The organism is Streptomyces sp. NPDC026538, from assembly GCF_055567535.1.
The window spans coordinates 1-19,918 of record NZ_JBVHQG010000029.1 but is presented as its reverse complement, the minus strand read 5'-3'; the positions used below and the strand labels follow the sequence as shown (position 1 = coordinate 19,918).

The window sequence follows — 19,918 nt, the reverse complement described above, 5'->3', positions numbered from 1 at the left end:
CGTCACGACCTGCCCCCATCCTCGCCGCTCAGTCGAGAACGCATCCTCGCAGCGCACAACCATCTGACCAAGCACGTCATTCTGAAACGATCAGTTAGCGCATCAGCGATCTCCGACCAGGCAGCCGCGTCCTTCCGGCCCGCACCCCCTGTCGGTCGACCTAGTACGGCCCGAAGTCCACCGTCTCACCGCGCTCGATCCGCGCAAGCACGCTGGGCTGTCCGGCTGACATCTGACCTCAGCCGTCCGCCGCCCCCGCCGCCCGCAGCACCCGTTGCGCCGCGACGTCGACGTCGACGCGTCCCGCCGGGTCACCGTCGCGGCTGCGTACGGCGGCACGGACCAAGGCCAGGTAGTACACGGCCGGGGCACACGGCGTCCATGTGTCGACGTGTTTGTTCAGCAGGAACGAAAGCACGGAGTCGGGGTCGGCAGGCACGAAGTCGTACTCGTCGTGCACCCACTTGTCCTCGATTCCGCGGGCCCATCGCTGGCGCAGTGCCCGCTCGTCAAGGTCGTGGAGTTCCGCGCTGAAGAAGGCCGCCCACTGGTTGTTCCGGAGGTCCAGGCCGAAGCCGAGAAGTTCGAGGTCGAGGCTGTCCGCCGCCTGAATCGCCAGTTGCTCGTGCAGGGCGCGCCGGGCCACGGCGTGCAAGCTGATCCGCCTGTCTGGCCCGAGGTCATCGTTGAGCGCCATGCCTACGTTCGCCGAAGAGTTCCAGCGTGAGCGGTTCGGTCCCGCGACGTTGCCGCTGCGGTGCGAGAACAACATCTTGCCGTCCCTGCGGGTCCGCACGGCCACGTGAACCCCGAAGCCGCAGGACATGAACGACGGGGCCTGGACGGGGTCCTGGTTTTCCAGGTACTGCTGGCGCAGAGTTAGCCCGTTCGTCTGCGGGCGGTCGAGGTTGAGGGACGCGGTCAGGAAGTCGAAGTAGTCGGCATCCCGTAGCGAGAGCGTGACGATCGGCGACTCGCCGATGTGAGTGCGGGAGACGGTCAGTCCGTCGACGGCGAAGCGGCGGGAGTTCCAGCTGTGTGGTCGGCCCGCCGCCTCCTTCTGCCGCTCCTCGTCCTCGATCGTCCGTCGCCAGCCTGCGATCTCCTCGGGGAACGTCACGCGCTCCGGGGTGTAGCGGATGCGGACGTTCTCCTCTTTGATGGGGCGGGTTCCGTCACCTTCGTAGATGTGGCAGTCGGTCGGATGGCCGAACAGCGTGAAGGAGTCACGCGGCCCCGTGCGGGTCCCGCTGTCGTGCTTCGGCCGGATGAGCCAGGACAACGCCGCGGGCGGAACCGCCGGGCGTGCGGAGGCCGGCGACGCCCGGATCGCGCGTACTAGTTGCCGAAGACTTTCCTCGTACTCATCCGGCGTCATCCCTCCACGGAAGTCGAAGTACTCCCACTCGGCGATGAAGGAGGGGACTCTCGTCATACCCCCCCAGAGCACCGGGAACACCCGCGTGCGGCCGTCCGCGGTGGCCGCCTCGAACTCCCTGGTGGCCCACTCGGAAGTCAGCCACCCCGGACTCACCACGGCCACCATCGCATTGGCCTTCGCCAGCCCGTCCCGCAAGCCTGCGGCCACATCCTGTCCAGGGGACAGTTCCCAGCGGTCGAGCCACACCTCAAGCCCTCGCCGCTGAAGATCTTCGGCCAACGTGACCGCCCATTGCCCGTCCTCATGCGCGTACGAGACGAACACGTCGTAGCGCTCCGGGTTCGGGAAGAACGGCTGCTCTGCCGCACCCGACGTGGAGAGAAAAACCTCCCCGCCTGCTCCGCCATACCGTGAGCCGAGGAACTCCGACATTTTTCGCCGCACCTCGCTCAGATCGATGAAGCGGCCACTGCCGACGGTCACGGGAATAACGGACAATGCGTGAGCCAGCGCCTCGATGAACCGGCTTCCCTCCTCCGACTCGTAACTGACGGAAACGCTGAGCACTGACAGCTCGACGCCGTGCCGAGAGGAACGGACGAGCCGCCGAAAGACGTCGTCGCCGGCGACATCCGGATCGCCGACACACGTGTCCATGAGGAGCAGCAGATGCCCGACTCCGCTGCGGAGCAGGCCCTCGAACGCCACCTCGGGGATCAAGGTGGTGCGCGTGTCCTGTCGCACGCTGTCGGAGGCCAGCAAACGCATTTGCCCGCCCACACGCTCGGCGTTTCCGGCGAAGTACACGACGACCACGTCGGCGGGACCCAGTGAGGCGTCGACAGCCCATTCACGCAGGCCCTGCACCAGCTCGGCGCGTTTCGGATCGGCGGCCAGTTCGAGCAGTACGTGTGCGTAGCCAAGCCTGTCGAAGATGTCGTGCACACGCACGATGCCCGGCCGCACGCCAGGGAGGTCACTCAGCGACGGGTCCTCATGACGCGAGACACCGATGGTTACGAGGAAGCGGCGCCCCTCCGTGTCCGAGCCAGATGGGACCGAGATCTGCCCTGCGGATTCTGTCGAGGGCTTCAGCACCAGGTCGTCCACCGGCGTCCGTACGCGCGGTGTCGCCGGGACCATGTGCCTGCCCTGTCGTCGGCGTACGAGGTTGTGCACCTCCGCCCAGTGACGCGCGCCGATCGGCAGGGCGAGCGTTCCGTCGGGGTCCCGCACGGCGGCCGTGAAACGAGCGCCGCTCGTCGGAGCGTTCCGGTCCACGTACGCCGAAACCGCGGCGATCACTTCGTCGGCCTCGTCCCGCCGGATGGTGCTCAGCAGGCGCTCCCGTACGCCCGGAACGAACTCGTAGGCATGGTTCAGCGCGTCGTTCGGGCGGCTGCCGCCGTTCACCTTTCGCAGCAGTCCGCTGTAGACGATCTCCGCCAGGTCGGACAGCGGGCTGGCTGGCAGCATCGCGGACTGCACAGTCCGCATCACCCCGAGATTGAGCGGGGCGGCGGCGAGATACGCGGCGAGTCGGAGGACATCCGGCTGCGCCTGGGCCTGGAAGTCCTCGAACGTGATGCTCCGGTCGGGTATGTCGATGTCCCCGGGCGCATCGACGCGGTGGTGCGGAGACACGGGTGACACGGGCAGCAGCATGGCCGCTCCGTCGAACGCGGCCGGTTGCGCGATCGCGTGTGCCCACGGCCCCAGCCATTCCGGAGTGACCCCCAGCACCGGTACCGGGACGCGGTGTCCCACAACGGGTGGCCGCAGCCCGTAACCCGCATACAACAAACGGGAATTGGGACTACCCGCCTCTGTGCTGCGAAAGCGCCCTGGTTCGGGTGCCAGGGCTGTCCGTGCCCACACGTTCTCGGGGAGGGTCTGGAGAACGGCTGTCGGGCCGTGGTCCGCCCACGTCCGCAGCGCCTCGAGCATCGGGCCGGTGCGCCAGGCCGGTGCCACGCCGTCCGTGAGGACCAGGGTCACCGTGCGGCCGGTCGGATCGACGAGCGACCCCGTCGAGCGAAGCGCCTGCAACGACGGTGACGAACCTGTTCCTGTTCCGATCCCGGGGTCGCCGTCGCCGCGGGGGGCCAGACAGTGCAGCCGGACATCGCGGAACGCGCCGAGCTGGAGCAGCAACGTGCGCAGCTCGCGAGCGAGCGGCTCCCAGAAGACGGCGCTCTCACCGTAGGAGTCCAGGACGATCCGAACGTCGAGCCATCGGTCCGCCGCCGGTGCGAGGACCGGGATCCAGTGATCGTGATCGGCGATCCGGCTGACGGTGGCGTCCTCGTCCAGGACAGTCCGGACCCCGGAGGGAACGCGTCGTTTGAGCGGGCGCAGAGCACGCGCCAGTTCGCGGCGGCGCGGCAGCGTCGGCGGTCCCGTGACGCGGACCGGCGCCGCCTGTTCGACCTGTGGCTCCTCCTCTCCGTCCGGGAAGGGGCGCCTGGGCACGTACAACCGCGTGGCCTCGGACTCGGAGCGGTCGTCGTCACCGGCCTCTGGTGGCTCCTGTTCGGTGCCGCCTTCCAGGGTGGGCGGCGTCGAACGTCCACCGGTCGGCACGGCGGTCGACGAGGTCCGCCCCCTCTCTTCGGGCAAGTGCCGTGCCAGCCAGATGAGTTCGGCGACCTCGCGAGGTGTGGGCGGCTGCTCTGCCGGACACAGGTCGGCGAGCAACGCACCGAGCCGCTCGATCACTGTTTCGCCGGAACCGTCGTATTGAGATGCTGGAAGACCAGTTCGCTGAGCCGATCGAGGCTCGGCGCACCGTCACCTGTCGTACGGCTCACCAGGTAGACGGCGTTGAGAAGCTGGTCGGTGGCCAGCTCGCCGGAAGCAGCGTGGCTGAGGAACCGGTTAATGACTTCGTCCACGTCCTCGGCCGCAGTGGGGAGATGCGCCTTCACGATCGTCCGCAGCCGTTCGTCGCTGTCGACGGCGGGGAGATTGAGCCTGACACAGCGGCGAAGGAACGCGGGTGGGAACTCGCGTTCGCCGTTGCTCGTCAGGATGACGAAGGGGAAGGTGCGGCAGCGTACCTTGCCGCTCACGACCTTGACCGGTTCGCCGTCGTCCGCCGGGCGGACCCGGACCGTGGGATGTCTGTCGGCCACCCGGGAGAGCTCCGGGATCTCGAACATGCCTTCCTCGAAGACATCGAGGAGGTCGTTTGGCAGGTCGATGTCGCTCTTGTCGATCTCGTCGATGAGCAGGACGCGCGGCAACGCGTACGGCGCCAGGGCCGTCCCGAGCGGCCCGAGCCGCAGGTAGCGCCCGATGTCCGTGGCGCGCTCCTCTTCCTCCTCGGGACCCGGTGGGGCGTCCCTGGCCGCGCGGGAGACTCCGGCGTCCTCCAGACGGCCCAGGGAGTCGTAGTGATAGAGACCGTCGCGCAGTCCGGTCTTGCTGTTGATCGGCCAGCGCAGCACCGTGCCCAGCTTCAGTTCCCGGGCGACCGCGTAGGCCAGCGTGGACTTGCCTACGCCGGGATCGCCCGTCACCAGCAGGGGGCGGCGCAAGTAGAGGGCCGTGTTCACCGCCTCGACCGTGACCTCCTCGGCCTTGTACGCGTCGGCCTTCGGCAGTCTCCGGTCCCCGTGGGACTCAACGTCCCGGTCGAACGGCGTCACCTCACCGGTCTGTTCGAAGTCCCGCCACGGCGGCGGGGCCGGCAGGCGATCGATGCCGTCGTGCGGCTCACGCACACCTTGATAGATCCGCCACTCGCTCATCGGGAGCGTCCTTCCTGGGCCGGGGCCAAAGGCGATCGAGGGATTTGGCGCCGCGGGTCGTCCCACAGCAGAACGATGTCGCCACCGAGGTGCCCCTCCCTCTTCGGGGGCTTCTCCGCATCGACGCGCAACCGGCGGATCCGCTCGGGCAGGTTGTCCCGCCGCGCATCGTCCAAGGAGGCACACAGCTCGGTGAAGAATCCGTTGCGGCAGGCCCGACGGCCCGGCGCCCCGCACCTGTCGCCGTCGGCACGCTCACAGGCCGGGCTGCCCCGCCGCCACATCATCATCGGTACTCCGGACGCGACGGCCACCTGGTAGGCGTCCGAGACCGGTGGCGACTGCGGCGTACCCGCGAGCGCGAGCGCGCCCAATGCCGGGTCGTTGTCGAACGAGGCGTCCAGCGCGGCCTGATGCTGGTCACCTCGGCCGCACACGCACACCATCATGTCGCCGACCGCCTTGCCGTCCAGTTGCTGCCAGCGCTCAGCCCACGCCGCATGCAACGAGGGCGCCTCGTGTCGCTCCAGCGGCCGGACGACCACCCGTTGCTTGCGGCCCAGCGAGAACCAAGGCAACTGCGGCCAGAGCTTGAGATCGGCGAAGCCTTCGTCGAGTGCCTCCACGGGAAGGATCAACTCGATCAGACCGGGGCTGGTGGCCCCACCCATGATCTCGATCTGCGCGGGCAGCAGCTCCGCCAGATGCTTAACCGCCCGGTCCAGGGGAAGTGCGTCCGACTCCGGGGCGGCCGGACTGATGTCGCTCGCCGAACGGTATCGCCACACCATGACGTGGTACAGCTGCCGGTCGCGCATGGAGTGTCGAATCCTGCCGATGATCGAGGGCTGGGCTTTCGGCCCGGGCCGCTCGGCCAGACGTTGCTGCATCGTGTCACCGAGTCCCAGCCTGCCCGCCGTGATCAGCACTCGGTCGCGCAGCTGCTGGACAGCGCCTTGCCAGGCCGGCCCCGCTGTCGCGCCCCGGCGGGTGAGGTCGGCGGCGAAGGCCAGCTCGTAGGGAAGCCCACCGTCCTCGGGCGGCATCTGGGCGGCCAGTTCGGTGAAGACGTCACGGTGGTCCAGCAGCGGGTACGGCGCGGGCGGGAGGGCGCCTTCGACGGCCGCGGCGAAGAACGCGGCGAGATGGTTGCTCGTACCGGAGAGGGTCTCGTCCATCGGGTCCTCCGGCAACTGGGAGATGAGTGCCAGCAGTTGCCGCTCTTCGGTGGAGTTGAGCGCCGTGTCGAGGCCCTCGTCGGCCCCGCCCGCGTCATGCCTCATGACGCGGTCGGACAGCCGGGACCATCGGTCGTCCTGCCCGTGAAAGGCGTCGTGTGCCCGGATGAGGTTGCGGTAGACGTCCGGGTCCAGCAGCCTCAGGGCGCTTACGGGGGTACCCAGACCTCCCATGGATGTGTTCCGCAGTCTGGTCGCCTTGACGATCGCGCAGACACCACCGGACTCGTGGCTCAGCACCGGGCCACCGGACAGCCCCTTGTTGACCTCGCCGCCCACTAGCTCCAGCATCTCGCCGACCTGCAGTTTCTGGGTGCCCCCGCGGACGAGGGCGGCGGAGCGCTCGGACGCGCTGCCGGGCTCATAGACGTCGGAGAAGCCGATCGCGGTCAGGCCGGCGTCATGCGAAGGAGGCACGGTATCGAGCCAGACACACGGGTGACCCGAGGGGGCGTCGAGGAGCCGTACGACAGCCAGATCCGGAAACGGCCACAGCTCCCTGCCCTTGGGCGGGGCCGACGCGGTCAGCACGATTCCCTCGAACTCCGTGTCCTCCCAGAAGACGGGCAACCGAGTCCCTGGCTGCGCCCCCGCCACATGGGCGCAGGTCACAACGTGGCCCGGGGCGACGAAGAAACCCGTCCCCTGCGAAACCCCCTGCACGCGCACGCGACAGGAGCCTAGGTGTTCCTGAAGAAGGGACAGGGGTGAGGGCCTACGCACAGCGGACGGCCTCAGTCCTGAACCGGTGGCACCGGGGGTACGGCCGGGGGCTGTGCCGGCTGCGGTGGCACGACCGGTGTCGCCGGTGTGGCGGGTAGCCCCTGGCCGTTCCAGGTCAACGTCACCTTGAACGCCGCCTTGCCGCTGCCGCCGACTACTGCGGCGACAATGCCGGCCTCACCAACGGCCAGTTCTAGACCGAACTCGACACTGGTCTCGTCGGGGCGGGCCGACGCCACCGCATTGCGCACATTGGAGGCGACGGTCTGGAGCGCCTCCTGGAACCCGTCGAGCTTTTCCGTGATCCGCTCGCCGAGACCCGAGTCGCTCGGCCCGTCGACGCCTTCGTCGACCGTTGCCCAGATGACCCTCTCGTCCGGCATCTGCAAGCGCACGAGCTGCGACATGACTCCCCCTCAACTGCTACGTGTGGCAGGTCACATCGTACGAGCCGTGCGTCGATTCCGAAGACCGATCACAAATCACTGCCTCGTGCCGGGGTCACGCTCGACCGCACGGTGCCGTCTCCCGGAGCCGGCCTGATCCACACGACACTCCCCATCGGCGCGACCTTCAGCAGGAACGGTTGGGCCACGATGCCGCGCACCAAAGGATCGAAGTCGGCGACCAGCAGCCGGGCGAGCTCCAAACGCGATTCGTAGATCACGTGATCCCGGAGCGTCGCCGACCAGCATGTGCCGGAACAGTGTTTCTGCCCGTTCTGCCAGCGAAACATCCGCCAAGGGGCGGCCGACTGGAGCGACACCGCTGCCACAGATTCCCAAGGCCGTTCCTCAACTCCGCCGCCGTGCCCACGGAAGCAAACTGTCGCTTTCTATACCCACCCCCGGGTCGGACTGTCCTCGACAGCACGGTGCTCCCGCCGACGCGGCGACGCACGAGGTCCAGCCGCGACCTACTGTCCTGTCGCAGTGCAGGTGTCTCTTGATCTTGTTGGGAGCTGCGGCGTTGCCAACTTGACTGCGACGGCCGGGGTGCGGCGTCGCAATCGATCGCGGCTTCTCGCTAGTCTTCTGAGTCAGGAATTCTGTTCAGATAACTGGCGAGGCGTTCGAGGATCTCGTCCGCCGTCTTCGTCCAGACGTAGGGCTTCGGATCGGTGTTCCAGGCGGCGATCCAGTTGCGGATGTCCTTCTCCAGGGCTTGGACGGACCTGTGGACGCCTCGCCGTATCTGTTTGTTGGTCAGTTCGGCGAACCATCGCTCGACGAGGTTCAGCCAGGACGAGCCGGTCGGTGTGAAGTGCAGGTGGAAGCGGGGTGGGCCAGGAGCCACTTCTTGAGGGCGGGGGTCTTGTGGGTGGCGTAGTTGTCGCAGACGAGGTGGACATCCAGGCCGGCAGGCACCTCTTTGTCGAGCTTGATCAAGAACTTCTTGAACTCCTCGGCCCGATGCCGACGGTGCAGGGAGCCGATCACTTTTCCGGTGGCGACCTCAAGAGCCGCGAACAGGGTGGTGGTGCCGGCCCGGACGTAGTCATGCGTCGCCCGCTCGGGAACCCCGGGCATCATCGGCAATACGGGCTGGGACCGGTCCAGGGCCTGGATCTGCGACTTCTCGTCGACACAGAACACCAAGGCCCGCTCTGGCGGGTCCAGGTAGAGGCCGACGACATCGTGGACCTTGTCGACGAAGTACGGGTCGGTCGACAGCTTGAAGGTCTCCGATCGGTGCGGCTGCAGTCCGAAGGCCCGCCAGATCCGTGACACGGACGACTGTGAGAGGCCCATCTCTTTGGCCATAGACCGCGTCGACCAGTGCGTCGCGTTCTTCGGAGTGGATTCCAGTGTCCTGGCGATCACCGCGGCGACCTGTTCGTCCGTCACTGTCCTGGGGCCGCCCGGACGTGGCATGTCTCCGAGACCGGCGATCCGGTACTGCACGAACCGGGCCCGCCAGCGGCCCACCGCATGAGGCGTGCAGCCGAGTTCAGCAGCCACGTCCTTGTTGGACGCACCCTCGGCGCAGGCCAGGATGATCCGACACCGCAATGCCCATGCCTGCGGCGTGGAATGCCGCCGCACCCACCCCTCGAGTGCGGCCCGTTCCTCGTCCGACAGCGTCAACTCGGCCTTCGGCCGCCCCGTCCGCGCCATGGAGCAAGCCTACACATCTGAACAGAATTCCTGACTCAGAAGACTAGTGTGATGCGCCAGAAATCCTGAAGGTTAGTTCTGCCCTGTCTTCTGGCTATCGGTTCCGACTTTGGTGAGGTAGTCGGCGAGGGAGTTGAGGATCTCGTCGGCGGTCTTGGTCCAGGTGAAGGGCCGCGGGTTCTTGTTCCAGGTGTCGATCCATGCGGTGATGTCGTCCTCCAGTGCCTTCACGGAGGTGTGGACGCCGCGGCGGATGAGCTTGTCGGTCAGCAGACCGAACCACCGCTCCACCTGGTTCATCCAGGAGGAGCCGGTGGGGGTGAAGTGGACGTGAAAGCGCGGGTGTCTGCCCAGCCACGTCCTGATCTCGGCGGTGTTGTGGGTGGCGTAGTTGTCGCAGACGAGATGGACGTCGAGCCCGGCGGGCACCGCTTTGTCGATCCGGATCAGAAACTTCTTGAACTCGATCGCGCGGTGGCGGCGGTGCAGTGCCGATATGACGGTGCCGTCGGCGATGTTGAAGGCGGCGAACAGGCTGGTGATGCCGTGCCGCAGATAGTCGTGGGTCCGGCGTTCGGGCATACCCGGCATCATCGGAAGCACCGGCTGGGACCGGTCCAGTGCCTGGATCTGGGATTTCTCGTCCACGCAGAGCACGACCGCTTTCTCTGGCGGGTGGTGGTACAGGCCCACAACGTCGACGACCTTGGCGACGAACTGTGGATCGGTGGACAGCTTGAAGGAGTCCTGCAGGTGGGGCTTGAGGTCGAACCGCTTCCAGATCCGGCCGATGGTCGACTTCGACAGGCCGGTGCGCTGAGCCATCGAGGCCCGTGACCAGTGAGTGTCCTGGCCCGGGACCGACTCCAGGGTGGCCACGACGACCTCCTCGACCTGGTCGAGGAGGATCGAGGGCGGCCGGCCCGAGCGGGGCTCGTCCTGCAGACCGTCGAGGCGTTTCGCGATGAACCGAGCCCGCCAGCGGTCCACGGTCGACCTGTCGATGCCGAGGTCGGCCGCGACCTGCTGGTTCGTCCCGCCCTCCGCGCAGCGCAGCACGATCTTGGCCCGTAACGCGAGGAACTGGGCGGTCTTCGCCTGGCGCGCCCACTGCGTCAACTGCCTGCGCTCAGCATCGTCCAGGACCAGGTCGGCCTTCGGCCGGCCGATCCAACCAGCGTCCTCAAGCCCGACCATCCGCTCCGCGGCGAAAGCCCGACGCCACTTGCCCACCGTCTTGGCCTGAACACCAACGACCCGCGTCACAGCCGCGTTTGACATACCGTCAGCACACGCCAGGATGATGCGGGCCTTCTCCGCTGACCGCCGGTGCGGCAATTCCGTCCGGCGCACCAACTCGGCACGCTCGGCCTCGGACAGCGTGATCTCCACAGCAGAAGGCCCCGAAGGCGACATGCCAACAGGGTAGTAACTAACCTTCAGGATTTCTGGCGCATCACACCAGACATCGGTCGAGCGGCAGCGGAGATCCTCACCCTCCCGAGCGATGGAACTGACAGGTGCCGTGAGAATCGAGCCCTCAGCGACACCCCCTTTGGGAATCCGCCCCGGTTCCTTGAGAGTCTGCCAGCTCCGATGAGACGGGACACCTACGGATCTCAGCTCCGCGTCGGATCCGACTCCGATCCGCTATCACTCGTGAGATTCCGACACAGAATCTGAGATCCCACAATGACTGTAGGATCTCGCGGCTCACGTCCTACGAAGGGACTCCGAACTGCGGCTTTTATGGAGTCTCATGCTCGTGTCCAGCCGTTCAGTCTCACGACCGTGTCCAAATCCTCGACATGGGACTTCGGACTGGATGGACCGACCAAGCGACAACTGGCTGGCCCCATGCCCACATGAGGCTGGCGCACGCCACAACGCCGGACCATGAAGTTGTCATTTGACAGCTGGGTTGGTCGCGATCAGTGCGTTGACTTGGCCCGACTGGATTGGGTTGCCAAGCATTTATTTCGCTCAGGTCCCCGTCCGGCGCTCACCCGTCCGCGACAGCTGGAACCTGTAGCGCAGGCCCTCGCCGACCGAGCGGAAGAAGTGGGCCGACCGGGGGTGGAGCGGGTTGGGTAGGAGGTGGATCTTCCGCAGGTCGGCGTCGAGGGCGTGGGAGACGTACAGGATGTGGTATGTCTCTCGCTTCTTCAGGGAGCGCGCCCGGGCAATCTCGGTGGGCGAGAGGACGAACTCCCCCTCGCCTCCGGCCGAGGACTTCACCTCGAAGAGCAGGCTCGACCGTTTCCTCTCGACGATGAGGTCGTAGCCGAGCGTGTCGTCGCCCGTGCCGTCACCCAGGACCTTGTTGCGGTAGCCCGACACCCACGCGCTCTCGTCCACGGCGTCGTACCGGTTCATGAGCCAGGCGAGGGCGGCGACCTCCCCCGCGAGTCCGACCGCGAGCGCCTGTGTGTCGGAGAGCTTGCCCCGTCGGCCAGCGGAGAATCCGGGGCGCCCGGCGCCGGGGAGCCGCTGTGTCTGCTGGCCCAGTGCGACGAGCGGGGCGTCGCCCGCGGAGCCGAGGAACTCGGGGGTGAGGCCGCCCCGTACGGCCTCCACGATCGCGTGGTAGTTGTCCTCCTCCGCCGACATCCTCGTGCGGTCCACCACGATGTGCCGCCGCTCCTCCTGCCGCAGCCGCCGCTCCCTCTTCTCCTGCCGTTCGGCGTCGTCCAGCTGACCAGTCGTCAGGCCGAGGTCTCCGGGTGTCAGGGCGAGCGGGACGGCGGCGGGCCAGCGGTCCCCGGTTCGGAGCCAGCGCAGCGTCGTGGCGTCGTCGAGCGGGAAAAAGTCGAGCAGCCCGGCGGCGGTGGCCTCGGTCGTGAGGTTCTCCGGGTCCCCCGGGAGGCCGGAGAGGGGCTCGCCGTGCGCGGCCTCCCACGCGTGGATCAGGGTCCGCGCGCGCTTCAGCCGTTCCAGGAGGAGGGGCCGGTTGGTCAGCCGGAGTTCGTCCACGGGCGTCAGCCCCGCGTCCGTACCGAGCGGCGGGGCCCCGAGTCCGGTGAGCCAGCGGTCGACGTGCGCCTGCATGAGGGCGGTCTCCAGATGGAGGTGTTCGTCCGCCCAGGCGGTGTCCGGCACGAGTCCGGTCAAATTCCGGTTCTCGGCGTACGAGGTCAGGGGGGCTCCGGACCGGAACGCGTCCAGGAAGCCGACCCGCAGCGCGTCCAGGATGCTTCGTCGCCGGCCGGCGACGAAGTGCCGGAACTCCTGCTCGATGCCCTCGGCGTTGCGCAGCGGCCGGTAGGTCGAACCGAGGGCGGCGATCGCGGCGTTGAGCTCGCGGAGCGACAGCGACATGGCCCTGCGGGCGGTGTCCAGGTCGGGGTGGCGGGCCGCCGCCCGCAGCGTCCGGTGGTCCGTCGGCGTCAGCCGGGCGGCGAGCCAGCGGTCCAGTTCGATCTCTGAGGCGAGGGCCTCGTCGTTGGACAGGAGGGCGTGGGCCGCTTCGAGGTCGAGTGTCGCGAGCAGTGGCACGAAGATGTCCAGGAGGGCGTCCAGGGGCTGTCGCAGGGTTGCGGTGATCTCGCGCACCCGGGCCCGGTCCTCGCCCAGGACGTCGGCGATCGCGTCGGCGTCCGGGCTCTGACCCGGGCCCCAGCCGGCCGTGTTCAGGTCGAGGAGGGCCATGCGGAGGGTGTCGGCGAGTTCGGGATGGTGGAGGAGTTCCATGATCCCCGCGGCGGACCGCTGGAGCAGGTCCTCCTCGCCCTGGCTGGGCCCCTCAAGCAGGAGAGTCGGGGTGTCCTGGTGTGGGACGGCCAGCCACCGTCTGCCGCCGTGGCCGGGCCGCTCGGCGATCTCGTCCACGACGGAGGTCAGGACGCCGGCGTGGACGATCTGGATGCGCTTGGCGATCGCGCAACCGCGGCGCACGGACTCCGCGGTGGGGCGGCGGAAGCGGCTGGCGCGCAGGTCGATCACGGCCGCGACGAGGGTGAGGAGCCAGTCGCGCTCGGACGTGATCAGCGGGTCACCCGCGGTCCCGGCGTGGAACGCCTCTCCGTCCACCCGGACTTCGACTCGTGCTCGGGAGATCCTCCGGACGCGCGAGCCGAAGCACCGTTGGAGGAGCGCGGCCACCGCGCCCCCGTGCATGTTGCGCATGCGGAGCAACGGGGCACCGCGCTGTTCGAGGAGCTGGACGAGCTGACGTGCGTCGGTGTCCTCCACGTACAGGTGATCCACGGTGTTCGGGGAGTCCGTGTCGTCGGCGAGTGTGACAGCTTCGAGCCGACCGCCCCGGCTGACGACGACCGCCGCCTCCGAGCCCTGGGGGTAGGGGTCCTGGTGCGTCTGGGCGCACTCCGCCCAGGCGTCCTCGTACGCCCGGCGGAATGCGGCCGTCATCGTCTCGGGGACGGCGCCGTCGCGGAAGAGCTCGGTGAGCTCGCGGACCCGACGCGCGGCGGTCTCCGGGGAGTCCCACCGCTCAAGTCCCCAGCCTCTTGCGCGACGGACCGCACGGTCGTTCGCCTGGAACGCACGGCGCAGCGCCGAGGGCAGCAAGGGGACGAACGACGGGGCGGCCTCGTCCCCGTGCGTCCAGGCGGCCTCAGGCCGTACGAAGCGCCAGTCGGCGCGCTCGCGCGGGGACGCGACGGGCATCCACTCGGCCTCGGCGAGGAAGGCGGTCACCGGCGTGGGAAGGCTGAAGGAGTCCCACCGGTCGTTGTAGCGCCGCACGGTGACGTGGAGGGCATCGGCGGCCCACTCGGAGCAACCGGCGGCCACGAGCCGGGCGTACACCCGCTTCGCGGCGTCGGACAGATGGTGGTGGTCGTCCTGGCCGGGCAGCCGATACAGAGGAGTCTGGCCCACGTACTCGGTGTACGGCCGCAGATCCGTGGGGGGTTCCCTCTCCACATGGCGCAGCCAGACTTCCGCGGTGGCCTGCGGCAGGGACATCGTCGGGGGCTTGCCGTCCGTGAAGTGACGGCCGTCCGCCCGCAGGGTGGAGCGGGGCACAGGCGCGGGGCAGAGCCCCGCGCCGACCCCCAGACGCCCGAGGAAGGCACGCCACTCCGCCCGGTCCGCGCCCCGGAATGCCTGGTGCTCCGGGGGTGCGGTCAAGCGGCCCCGGAGCACCGCGAGTTCCTCCGAGACATCCTGCGCGCGGTCGATGAGCTCTCCGAGCAGCTTCGCTCGTTCTCCGCCCCACTCGGCACAGAGCAGGGCCTTCGAGGCGGGTATCCACACACCGTCGGCGCCGGGGACGAGCAGCCCCATGGCCTGGATGTCCCGCCACGGTGCCGTGTCGCTCCTGGAGAGCCGGAAGGCCCAGGCGAGGATCTCCGCCGCGAGCTCCGGCGTGGGCTTGTCCTGAAGGGAGCGGGCGACCAGTGCCAGCAGTTCGTCGGCGCGGTACTCGTTGACCAGACCGCCGTCTTCGAGCATCCGGCGGCCCCGCTGCTTGATCGTGATGCTGCCGAGCCGGTTCTTCCACGGGATGTTCCGCGACACGAAGAAGACCCGGTGGCGCAGCGACCGTGGAAGGCGGGGGCCTTGCTGCGTGGATCCTGCCTGTTCCTCGCCGTCCGCTCTGGGCGAGAAGAAGGCCGTGGCACGCCTGACACTGCCGTCGGCCGCGTTGCACAGCCGGAGCTTTCCGTCGTCGTCCATGAGGATGCGGCGGCCCTGGAGTGCGCGGGGCCGCTCGATGCAGCCGGCGAGCTCGTCGTAGAAGCGGGCCCACAACTCCGGCCGAAAGGGCGCGTTGGCGAGGCTGCGCGCCAGGCTCTCGGCCCACTTCGCCAGTAGTTCATCCGGCGGCCGGGGTGAGCGGCCGACGAGCGTGGCGATGGCCTTCTCGAGCCGGGCCGCACGCTGCCCGGTGACGGACGGGTGTACGAGTACGGCGTCCGCGTCCCGGCTCAGCCGGTCGGTCGTGAACAGGGTCCGGTCCTTGTCGTCCCAGAGCCGGGCCTCCGTGAGGGAGGCCCACGGCCGCGCGCCCGGGGCCAGGGGGATGATCGGGGCGGTGCCGACCTCGTGTCCGAGGCGCTTGAAGGCCCGGGACAGCCGGTCGGACATAGATGCGTCCCAGCTCAGCAGGTCCGCACAGAGGGTCGGTGGGAGCTCCAGGGTCCCGGCGGAGCAGGCGAGGAGCGTCTCGGCCCCGAGGAGAGCCAGCTCGTCCAGGAGGAAGTCGTTGAGTGGGACCGTCTTCTCGAGGTCCACGCGGGCCAGCTTCGCGAAGAAGGGCGCGTTCACATGGGCCGGAAGGGGGGCAACGGCCTGCTCGCCCATCGGCAGGTGAGTGTAGAGGCGTCCTTTGGTCAACCCTTCCTCGACGGGAATCGCGAGCGTGACCCGGGCGTCTCCCTGCCAGTCGCGCCATCCCTCGCTGATGTGGTCGCCGAGCACGCTGCGTTCGACCGCGTCGCCGAAAGCCTCAGCCGCCACCTGCCGGTCGAGCAGAACGAAGGCGCCGCCGTCGCCGACGGTCACCGTACTGACCGTGAGCCGGTCGAGTTCGGCGTCCGCACGCTCGGTCCGGGCCAGGGTGCGCCGGTCGACCATGCCGTCCTGCCGCTCCTCGACAGTGAGCGAGCCGATCCGGCGCAGGAAGAGCAGCACCGGCGGGCCGGCGGACAGCATGGTCAGCTGTTCGGCCGCCTCGGCCCGGGCCTCCTCGCTCTTCAGCGGCAGGCGCAGCACGGTCACGTATCCGTCAGCTGCGAAGGCGTTCACGGTGTCGGGAACGCTGTCCAGGGGCACGGGCAGGCAGAGGTGGAAGACGTCGGCGGCCACCTCCGCCGCGAGAGTGGCGTCGCCGTCCAGGAGGTCCTTGAGCGAGGTCTCGTCGGCGAAGGTGAAGCGGTAGCCGTCGAAGACCCGGCCGCCTTCCTCGGAGACGGAGTAGACCTGAGGTGCTCCGGTCAGCTGGAGAACGCTCTTGAAGCCGATCCCCTTGTTACCGATGCCCTCCTCCGGGCGTTTGTCCGACTGGGCGATGTCGGTGATCGCGTCGAAGTTGCTGCGGCTGACGGGCCGCCCGGTGTTCGCCACGTACACCGCGCCGTGCGGCCCCTCGTCGTGGTCGAGCCTGATCAGGACCCGGCCTCCCAAGTCGCCCGTGTCATGAGCGTCGTGGGCGTTCTGCAGGAGCTCCACCAGGGCGCGGTGCTCGTAGTCGCGGATGGCCTGTTCGATGAGGTTCTTGAGGCTGCGGAACAGGTTCCAGCGGTCTTTGGCCCCCTGGTACGAAGTAATGCGGTCGAGTGTCTTCGCACGCACTTCGGCGCGGAGGTCCGGCATGGTCGTGTTTCCCTTCAGACGCGTGCGAGCGCCGTGAGCAGTACGGCGGTGGCGACGGCCGCCACCAAGACGGTGGAGCCACCTAGTGCCGGGGTGCGGAGCCAGGTGTCTGCCGGGTGTCCTCGGTACGGGGCCAGCGCGGGTCCAGGCCAGTTCGGCGGCGGGCGGCTGCTGGGGCAGGTCGACCAGTCAGGGACGGCAGGGGGCGTGGCGGACGTGGGCCGCGCAGTGGATGCGCTCGCGAGGGTCCGCAGGAGGGCCACGAGCAGGATGGTCGGTACGACGAGCACTCGCATCGAGCGGGGACGACGGGGCGGCTACGGGGGCGCGAGGGCTCGTGTTCCTCTCCCCAGGACTGCGCCGTAAGGCCCGGACGGCTCCGGCCAGGACATTCCTTCGTACGCGCGCGTGCTCATGGCCCGACCGTAGCCCGCAGGTCGGACAGTGCGGCCGGGCGGGGGGCCGCTGCACCCAAAAATGCGAGCAAGGTGGCTCGGGGATCTCAGATCCGTGGCCAATGGCCGTGAAATTTGGCCACACCATCTGAGATCCCAACAATGGCTGTAGGGTCTCGCCGCCCATGGCCAGCGGCGGTGCCGTGACCTGGTAGTTGTCGTCGTATCTCACGGCTTGGCCAGCCGTCCAGTCTCACGATCGTGTCCGAACCGGGCGGCTGGCTTGGTGGCTGGTCAGCTCGCTGGCTAACCACCAGCTCACGGAGTGCAGAACGCAAGCGGGGCGCCGGCCGGAGTGGCTGGCGCCCCGCTGCCGTGCCGTCAGGCCGGTTCGGGTGTGGGCGTCTCGGTCCGGCTGCCGCTCAAGACGTCCACGATGCGGAAGTCGTCGCGCTCCAGGGCCTCGACGATCGCCACGGCCATGTCCTCAGGGCCGTCCGTGTCGGCAGGTAGGCCGGCGTGCGCCTTCTGGTAGGCGACCATGGTGTCCACGATCCTGAGCACAGCATCGATGTTCTCCGCACTGCTCTGCACCACGCCTCCTGTTCGTCGTCGCTGCCGCCGTTGACCGCGCGGAGCCGCCGGTGAGCTTTGAACGCCTCCCCGGGTTCCGGCCAGTCGTCGGCGCAGATTCCGTAGCGGGGCGGCATCAGACCCGCTCACTCATATGAGTGCAGGGCCTGACGTGCAAATCTCGAACTCGTGTCAGATCTGACATCGCTTGGCCATCGACCGTGAGATTTGGCCACGAAATCTCAGACCCTACAACTACAGCGGACAACAGTTCGCCGGGGGCAGACAGGAAAGATCGCGGAAATACTGGCCAACGAGTGCGAGGGCATGTCAACGTAGACGACCTTGCAGGAAACCCCAGGTCAGTGAGGTGATTGCCCGTGACCGTAGCCCCTGTGGGCCATGGTTTCTCCACCACCGTCGATGCCCTGCGACTGCGGGAGTGGCAGCTCGGCCCCGGTCAGCCGACGCTGGTCATGGACCAGTTCTCCGCCGAGGACTTCAACTTGATCGTCGATGACCGCGCGGACGTACACGTCAGCAGCAAGGACGGCAGGTTCTACCTCGGCTGGTTCCCGCTCGGCCGCCCCGGCACGGACGGCGAGGGATGGAAGATTGCGGTCACCGGAACCGCCAAGGTCCGCGGCTACCATGTGTCGTTCGACACCGAGACGCCGGCTGACATCGTAGCCGCCGCCGTGGCACGTGTGCTGGAGACCTCGCGCCGCCTCTGACGGAGCGGACACCGTCAGAAAGCGCCCGCCCTGTGAGTGAGCTGGCCGTCCGAACGGCAGCCCGTCCCACCGCACCCGTTTCCCCGCACCCCAGGAGGCTGTTCGTGACGTCCCCGGAGATGACCGTCGGCGGTCTCATCGACCTGCTGTCCGCCTGCGACCCGAATGCTCCGGTCCGCCAGGCCATGAACCCGTTCTTCCCGATGGCCCACCGCGTGGCGCAGGTCCTGCAGTCGGTCGACGAGACAGGCCGGACCGTCGTCTACCTCGCCGAAGGGCGTGACGAAGGCGCACAGCTCGGCCACCTGCCACCGGAGGTCGCCATCGAGCTTACGTGGCAGGGTCCCGTCCAGGCACCCCCGCGCCGCCCCCGCCGCCGCGCCGGCGGCAACTAGATCCGCACCGAGCCCTAGGAGGCGCTCCTGTACCCCGACTTCCCGCCCGACTCGTTCACCCCGCGCGGCGGCCAGCCTGCGTTCTGGGTGGGCCCCCGGCACCTGGCCGGTGACGACGGGCGCCTCTACGACGTCGTCGCCGACACGCTCGCCGGCCTGGGCTGGACGAGCCTGACAATCGTCCGCGGACGGCACGAGCCGGACGAGGCACCGGAGGACCGCCAGGTCCTGCGCAGCACCGTCCTGCACATCAGCCCAGACGCCCTGCGATGGGCCCAGTGGGGCCTGGCGGACGAGCCGTTCCACCTGGGCGAGCTACCGATCGCCTGGCAGATCTCCGCCCGAGCCGAGGCGAGCAGCCCGCTCGCCCAGTGGTCGGCCTACTTCACCCGCGACGTCCCAGGCGAGGCGGTGGTCGACTTCCTCGTGGCGCTCGATGCCCGCGGCCAGCCTGCCGTGCCGCTCGCCGGATCCGAGCTGGTCCTTGACGCCGTCGCCGCCCACGGATGGTTCCGCGACATCGACCGGCCCCAGGCGGCAGCGACGGATCCGACGTTCACCTCGCACATCAGCCTCGGCGAGGTCCCGCCCCTCATTCAGGACGCCGACCCGCAGGTTCTGGCCGCCGAGGCCGACGAGACAGGGCCGGTCGGATGGCAGGCATGGGTCGAGCCCGTGCTCGGCGCACCGTGCCTGTGGGCGGCCTCCTTCGCGGCCAGCGTCCCGCACGATCTCGTGGCCGCCTTCGCCGCCTCCCTCAGCTCGACCGCACCGGTCTTGCGCCGTGTGCTGCCCGCGGTCACAGGGGAGCGACTGCTGCGGGCGCCGGCCTAGCGATCAACGGCGTCCTTGAACCCGACAGGAGAAGCCCGGTCCTCCCGAACGGAGGCCGGGGTTCTGGCATTTCGTCTGCGGCCTCGTTGAGCCGGCAAAGAGCCGCCGGGGATACGGGGCCAACGCGTGCAGTCTGTCTGGCTCCAGGGGGAGAAGTGGGGTCAAGTGGGGTCGGTTCTGGGTAGCGGTGGTGATTTCTCAGGTGGTACTGCCAGCGCATCAAGCGAGTGAAGGTGGCCACGTTTTGGCGTAGTGGTGCCACTCAGCATGTGGTAGTTGCAGGCCCGTTGAAGTGGGGTGAAGTGGCCAAGGTATGGCGTAGCGGTGCCACGTTCCGGTGCGGCTGAATAGCCATATGCATCGAATTGAAGAGAAGCAGCAGCCAGCCGTTGAACTCCGCACTCAGTGAGTCATTCCCGGTAAGCGATGGTTGCTCGCTGTGATCGCGAGGCTGGCGCTATGGCCCGTGGCATCCCCAAGTCGGGGCAGGAGTAAGGC

General features: G+C 68.5%; 11 protein-coding genes and 1 pseudogene. 3 read left to right on the top strand and 9 right to left on the bottom strand.

Annotated features, from left to right (window positions below; all coding sequences use genetic code 11):
* Positions 1–238 precede the first annotated feature (238 nt).
* From ACZ4N4_RS46135 to ACZ4N4_RS46095, 9 genes and pseudogenes are all read right to left on the bottom strand, one after another.
* A complete protein-coding gene (locus ACZ4N4_RS46135) occupies positions 239–4,099 on the bottom strand; it encodes an SAV_2336 N-terminal domain-related protein (protein WP_467600876.1) in 3,861 nt (1,286 codons plus the stop codon).
* Entirely contained in the window at positions 4,096–5,133 is a 1,038-nt protein-coding gene (locus ACZ4N4_RS46130; protein WP_467600873.1) for an AAA family ATPase, read from the bottom strand. Before ACZ4N4_RS46130 ends, ACZ4N4_RS46135 begins: the two co-directional genes overlap by 4 nt.
* On the bottom strand, positions 5,130–7,034 hold the full coding sequence (locus ACZ4N4_RS46125) for a VMAP-C domain-containing protein (protein ID WP_467600885.1): 1,905 nt from the start codon (positions 7,032–7,034) through the stop codon (positions 5,130–5,132). The genes ACZ4N4_RS46130 and ACZ4N4_RS46125 overlap by 4 nt, the downstream gene beginning before the upstream one ends.
* A gap of 71 nt (positions 7,035–7,105) precedes the next feature.
* Positions 7,106–7,501, bottom strand: a complete 396-nt coding sequence (locus ACZ4N4_RS46120; RefSeq protein ID WP_467600870.1) for a CU044_2847 family protein — start codon at positions 7,499–7,501, stop codon at positions 7,106–7,108.
* A 68-nt stretch (positions 7,502–7,569) separates the two neighbouring features.
* Complete coding sequence (locus ACZ4N4_RS46115) at positions 7,570–7,761, bottom strand: hypothetical protein (protein ID WP_467600867.1); 192 nt, start codon at positions 7,759–7,761, stop codon at positions 7,570–7,572.
* Between the two features lie 359 nt (positions 7,762–8,120).
* Positions 8,121–9,211 (bottom strand): annotated as a pseudogene (locus ACZ4N4_RS46110) (IS630 family transposase).
* A 72-nt stretch (positions 9,212–9,283) separates the two neighbouring features.
* Positions 9,284–10,603 carry an IS630 family transposase gene (locus ACZ4N4_RS46105; RefSeq protein WP_467600882.1) on the bottom strand — a complete coding sequence of 440 codons (1,320 nt, stop codon included), beginning with the start codon at positions 10,601–10,603 and terminating at the stop codon, positions 9,284–9,286.
* Positions 10,604–11,194: 591 nt separating this feature from the next.
* Positions 11,195–16,489 (bottom strand): sacsin N-terminal ATP-binding-like domain-containing protein, encoded by a 5,295-nt coding sequence (locus tag ACZ4N4_RS46100; RefSeq protein ID WP_467600865.1) that lies wholly within the window; start codon positions 16,487–16,489, stop codon positions 11,195–11,197.
* A gap of 776 nt (positions 16,490–17,265) precedes the next feature.
* Positions 17,266–17,481: a hypothetical protein gene (locus ACZ4N4_RS46095; RefSeq protein WP_467600862.1), complete on the bottom strand. Its 216-nt coding sequence runs from the start codon at positions 17,479–17,481 to the stop codon at positions 17,266–17,268.
* Between the two features lie 356 nt (positions 17,482–17,837).
* On the opposite strand from ACZ4N4_RS46095, the gene ACZ4N4_RS46090 reads away from it, so the two are divergent.
* From ACZ4N4_RS46090 to ACZ4N4_RS46080, 3 genes are all read left to right on the top strand, one after another.
* Positions 17,838–18,191: an SPDY domain-containing protein gene (locus ACZ4N4_RS46090; protein WP_467600859.1), complete on the top strand. Its 354-nt coding sequence runs from the start codon at positions 17,838–17,840 to the stop codon at positions 18,189–18,191.
* A gap of 104 nt (positions 18,192–18,295) precedes the next feature.
* Complete coding sequence (locus ACZ4N4_RS46085) at positions 18,296–18,586, top strand: hypothetical protein (protein ID WP_467600857.1); 291 nt, start codon at positions 18,296–18,298, stop codon at positions 18,584–18,586.
* A 27-nt stretch (positions 18,587–18,613) separates the two neighbouring features.
* Positions 18,614–19,420, top strand: a complete 807-nt coding sequence (locus tag ACZ4N4_RS46080) for an SPDY domain-containing protein (protein WP_467600879.1) — start codon at positions 18,614–18,616, stop codon at positions 19,418–19,420.
* The last annotated feature ends 498 nt before the right edge of the window (positions 19,421–19,918 follow it).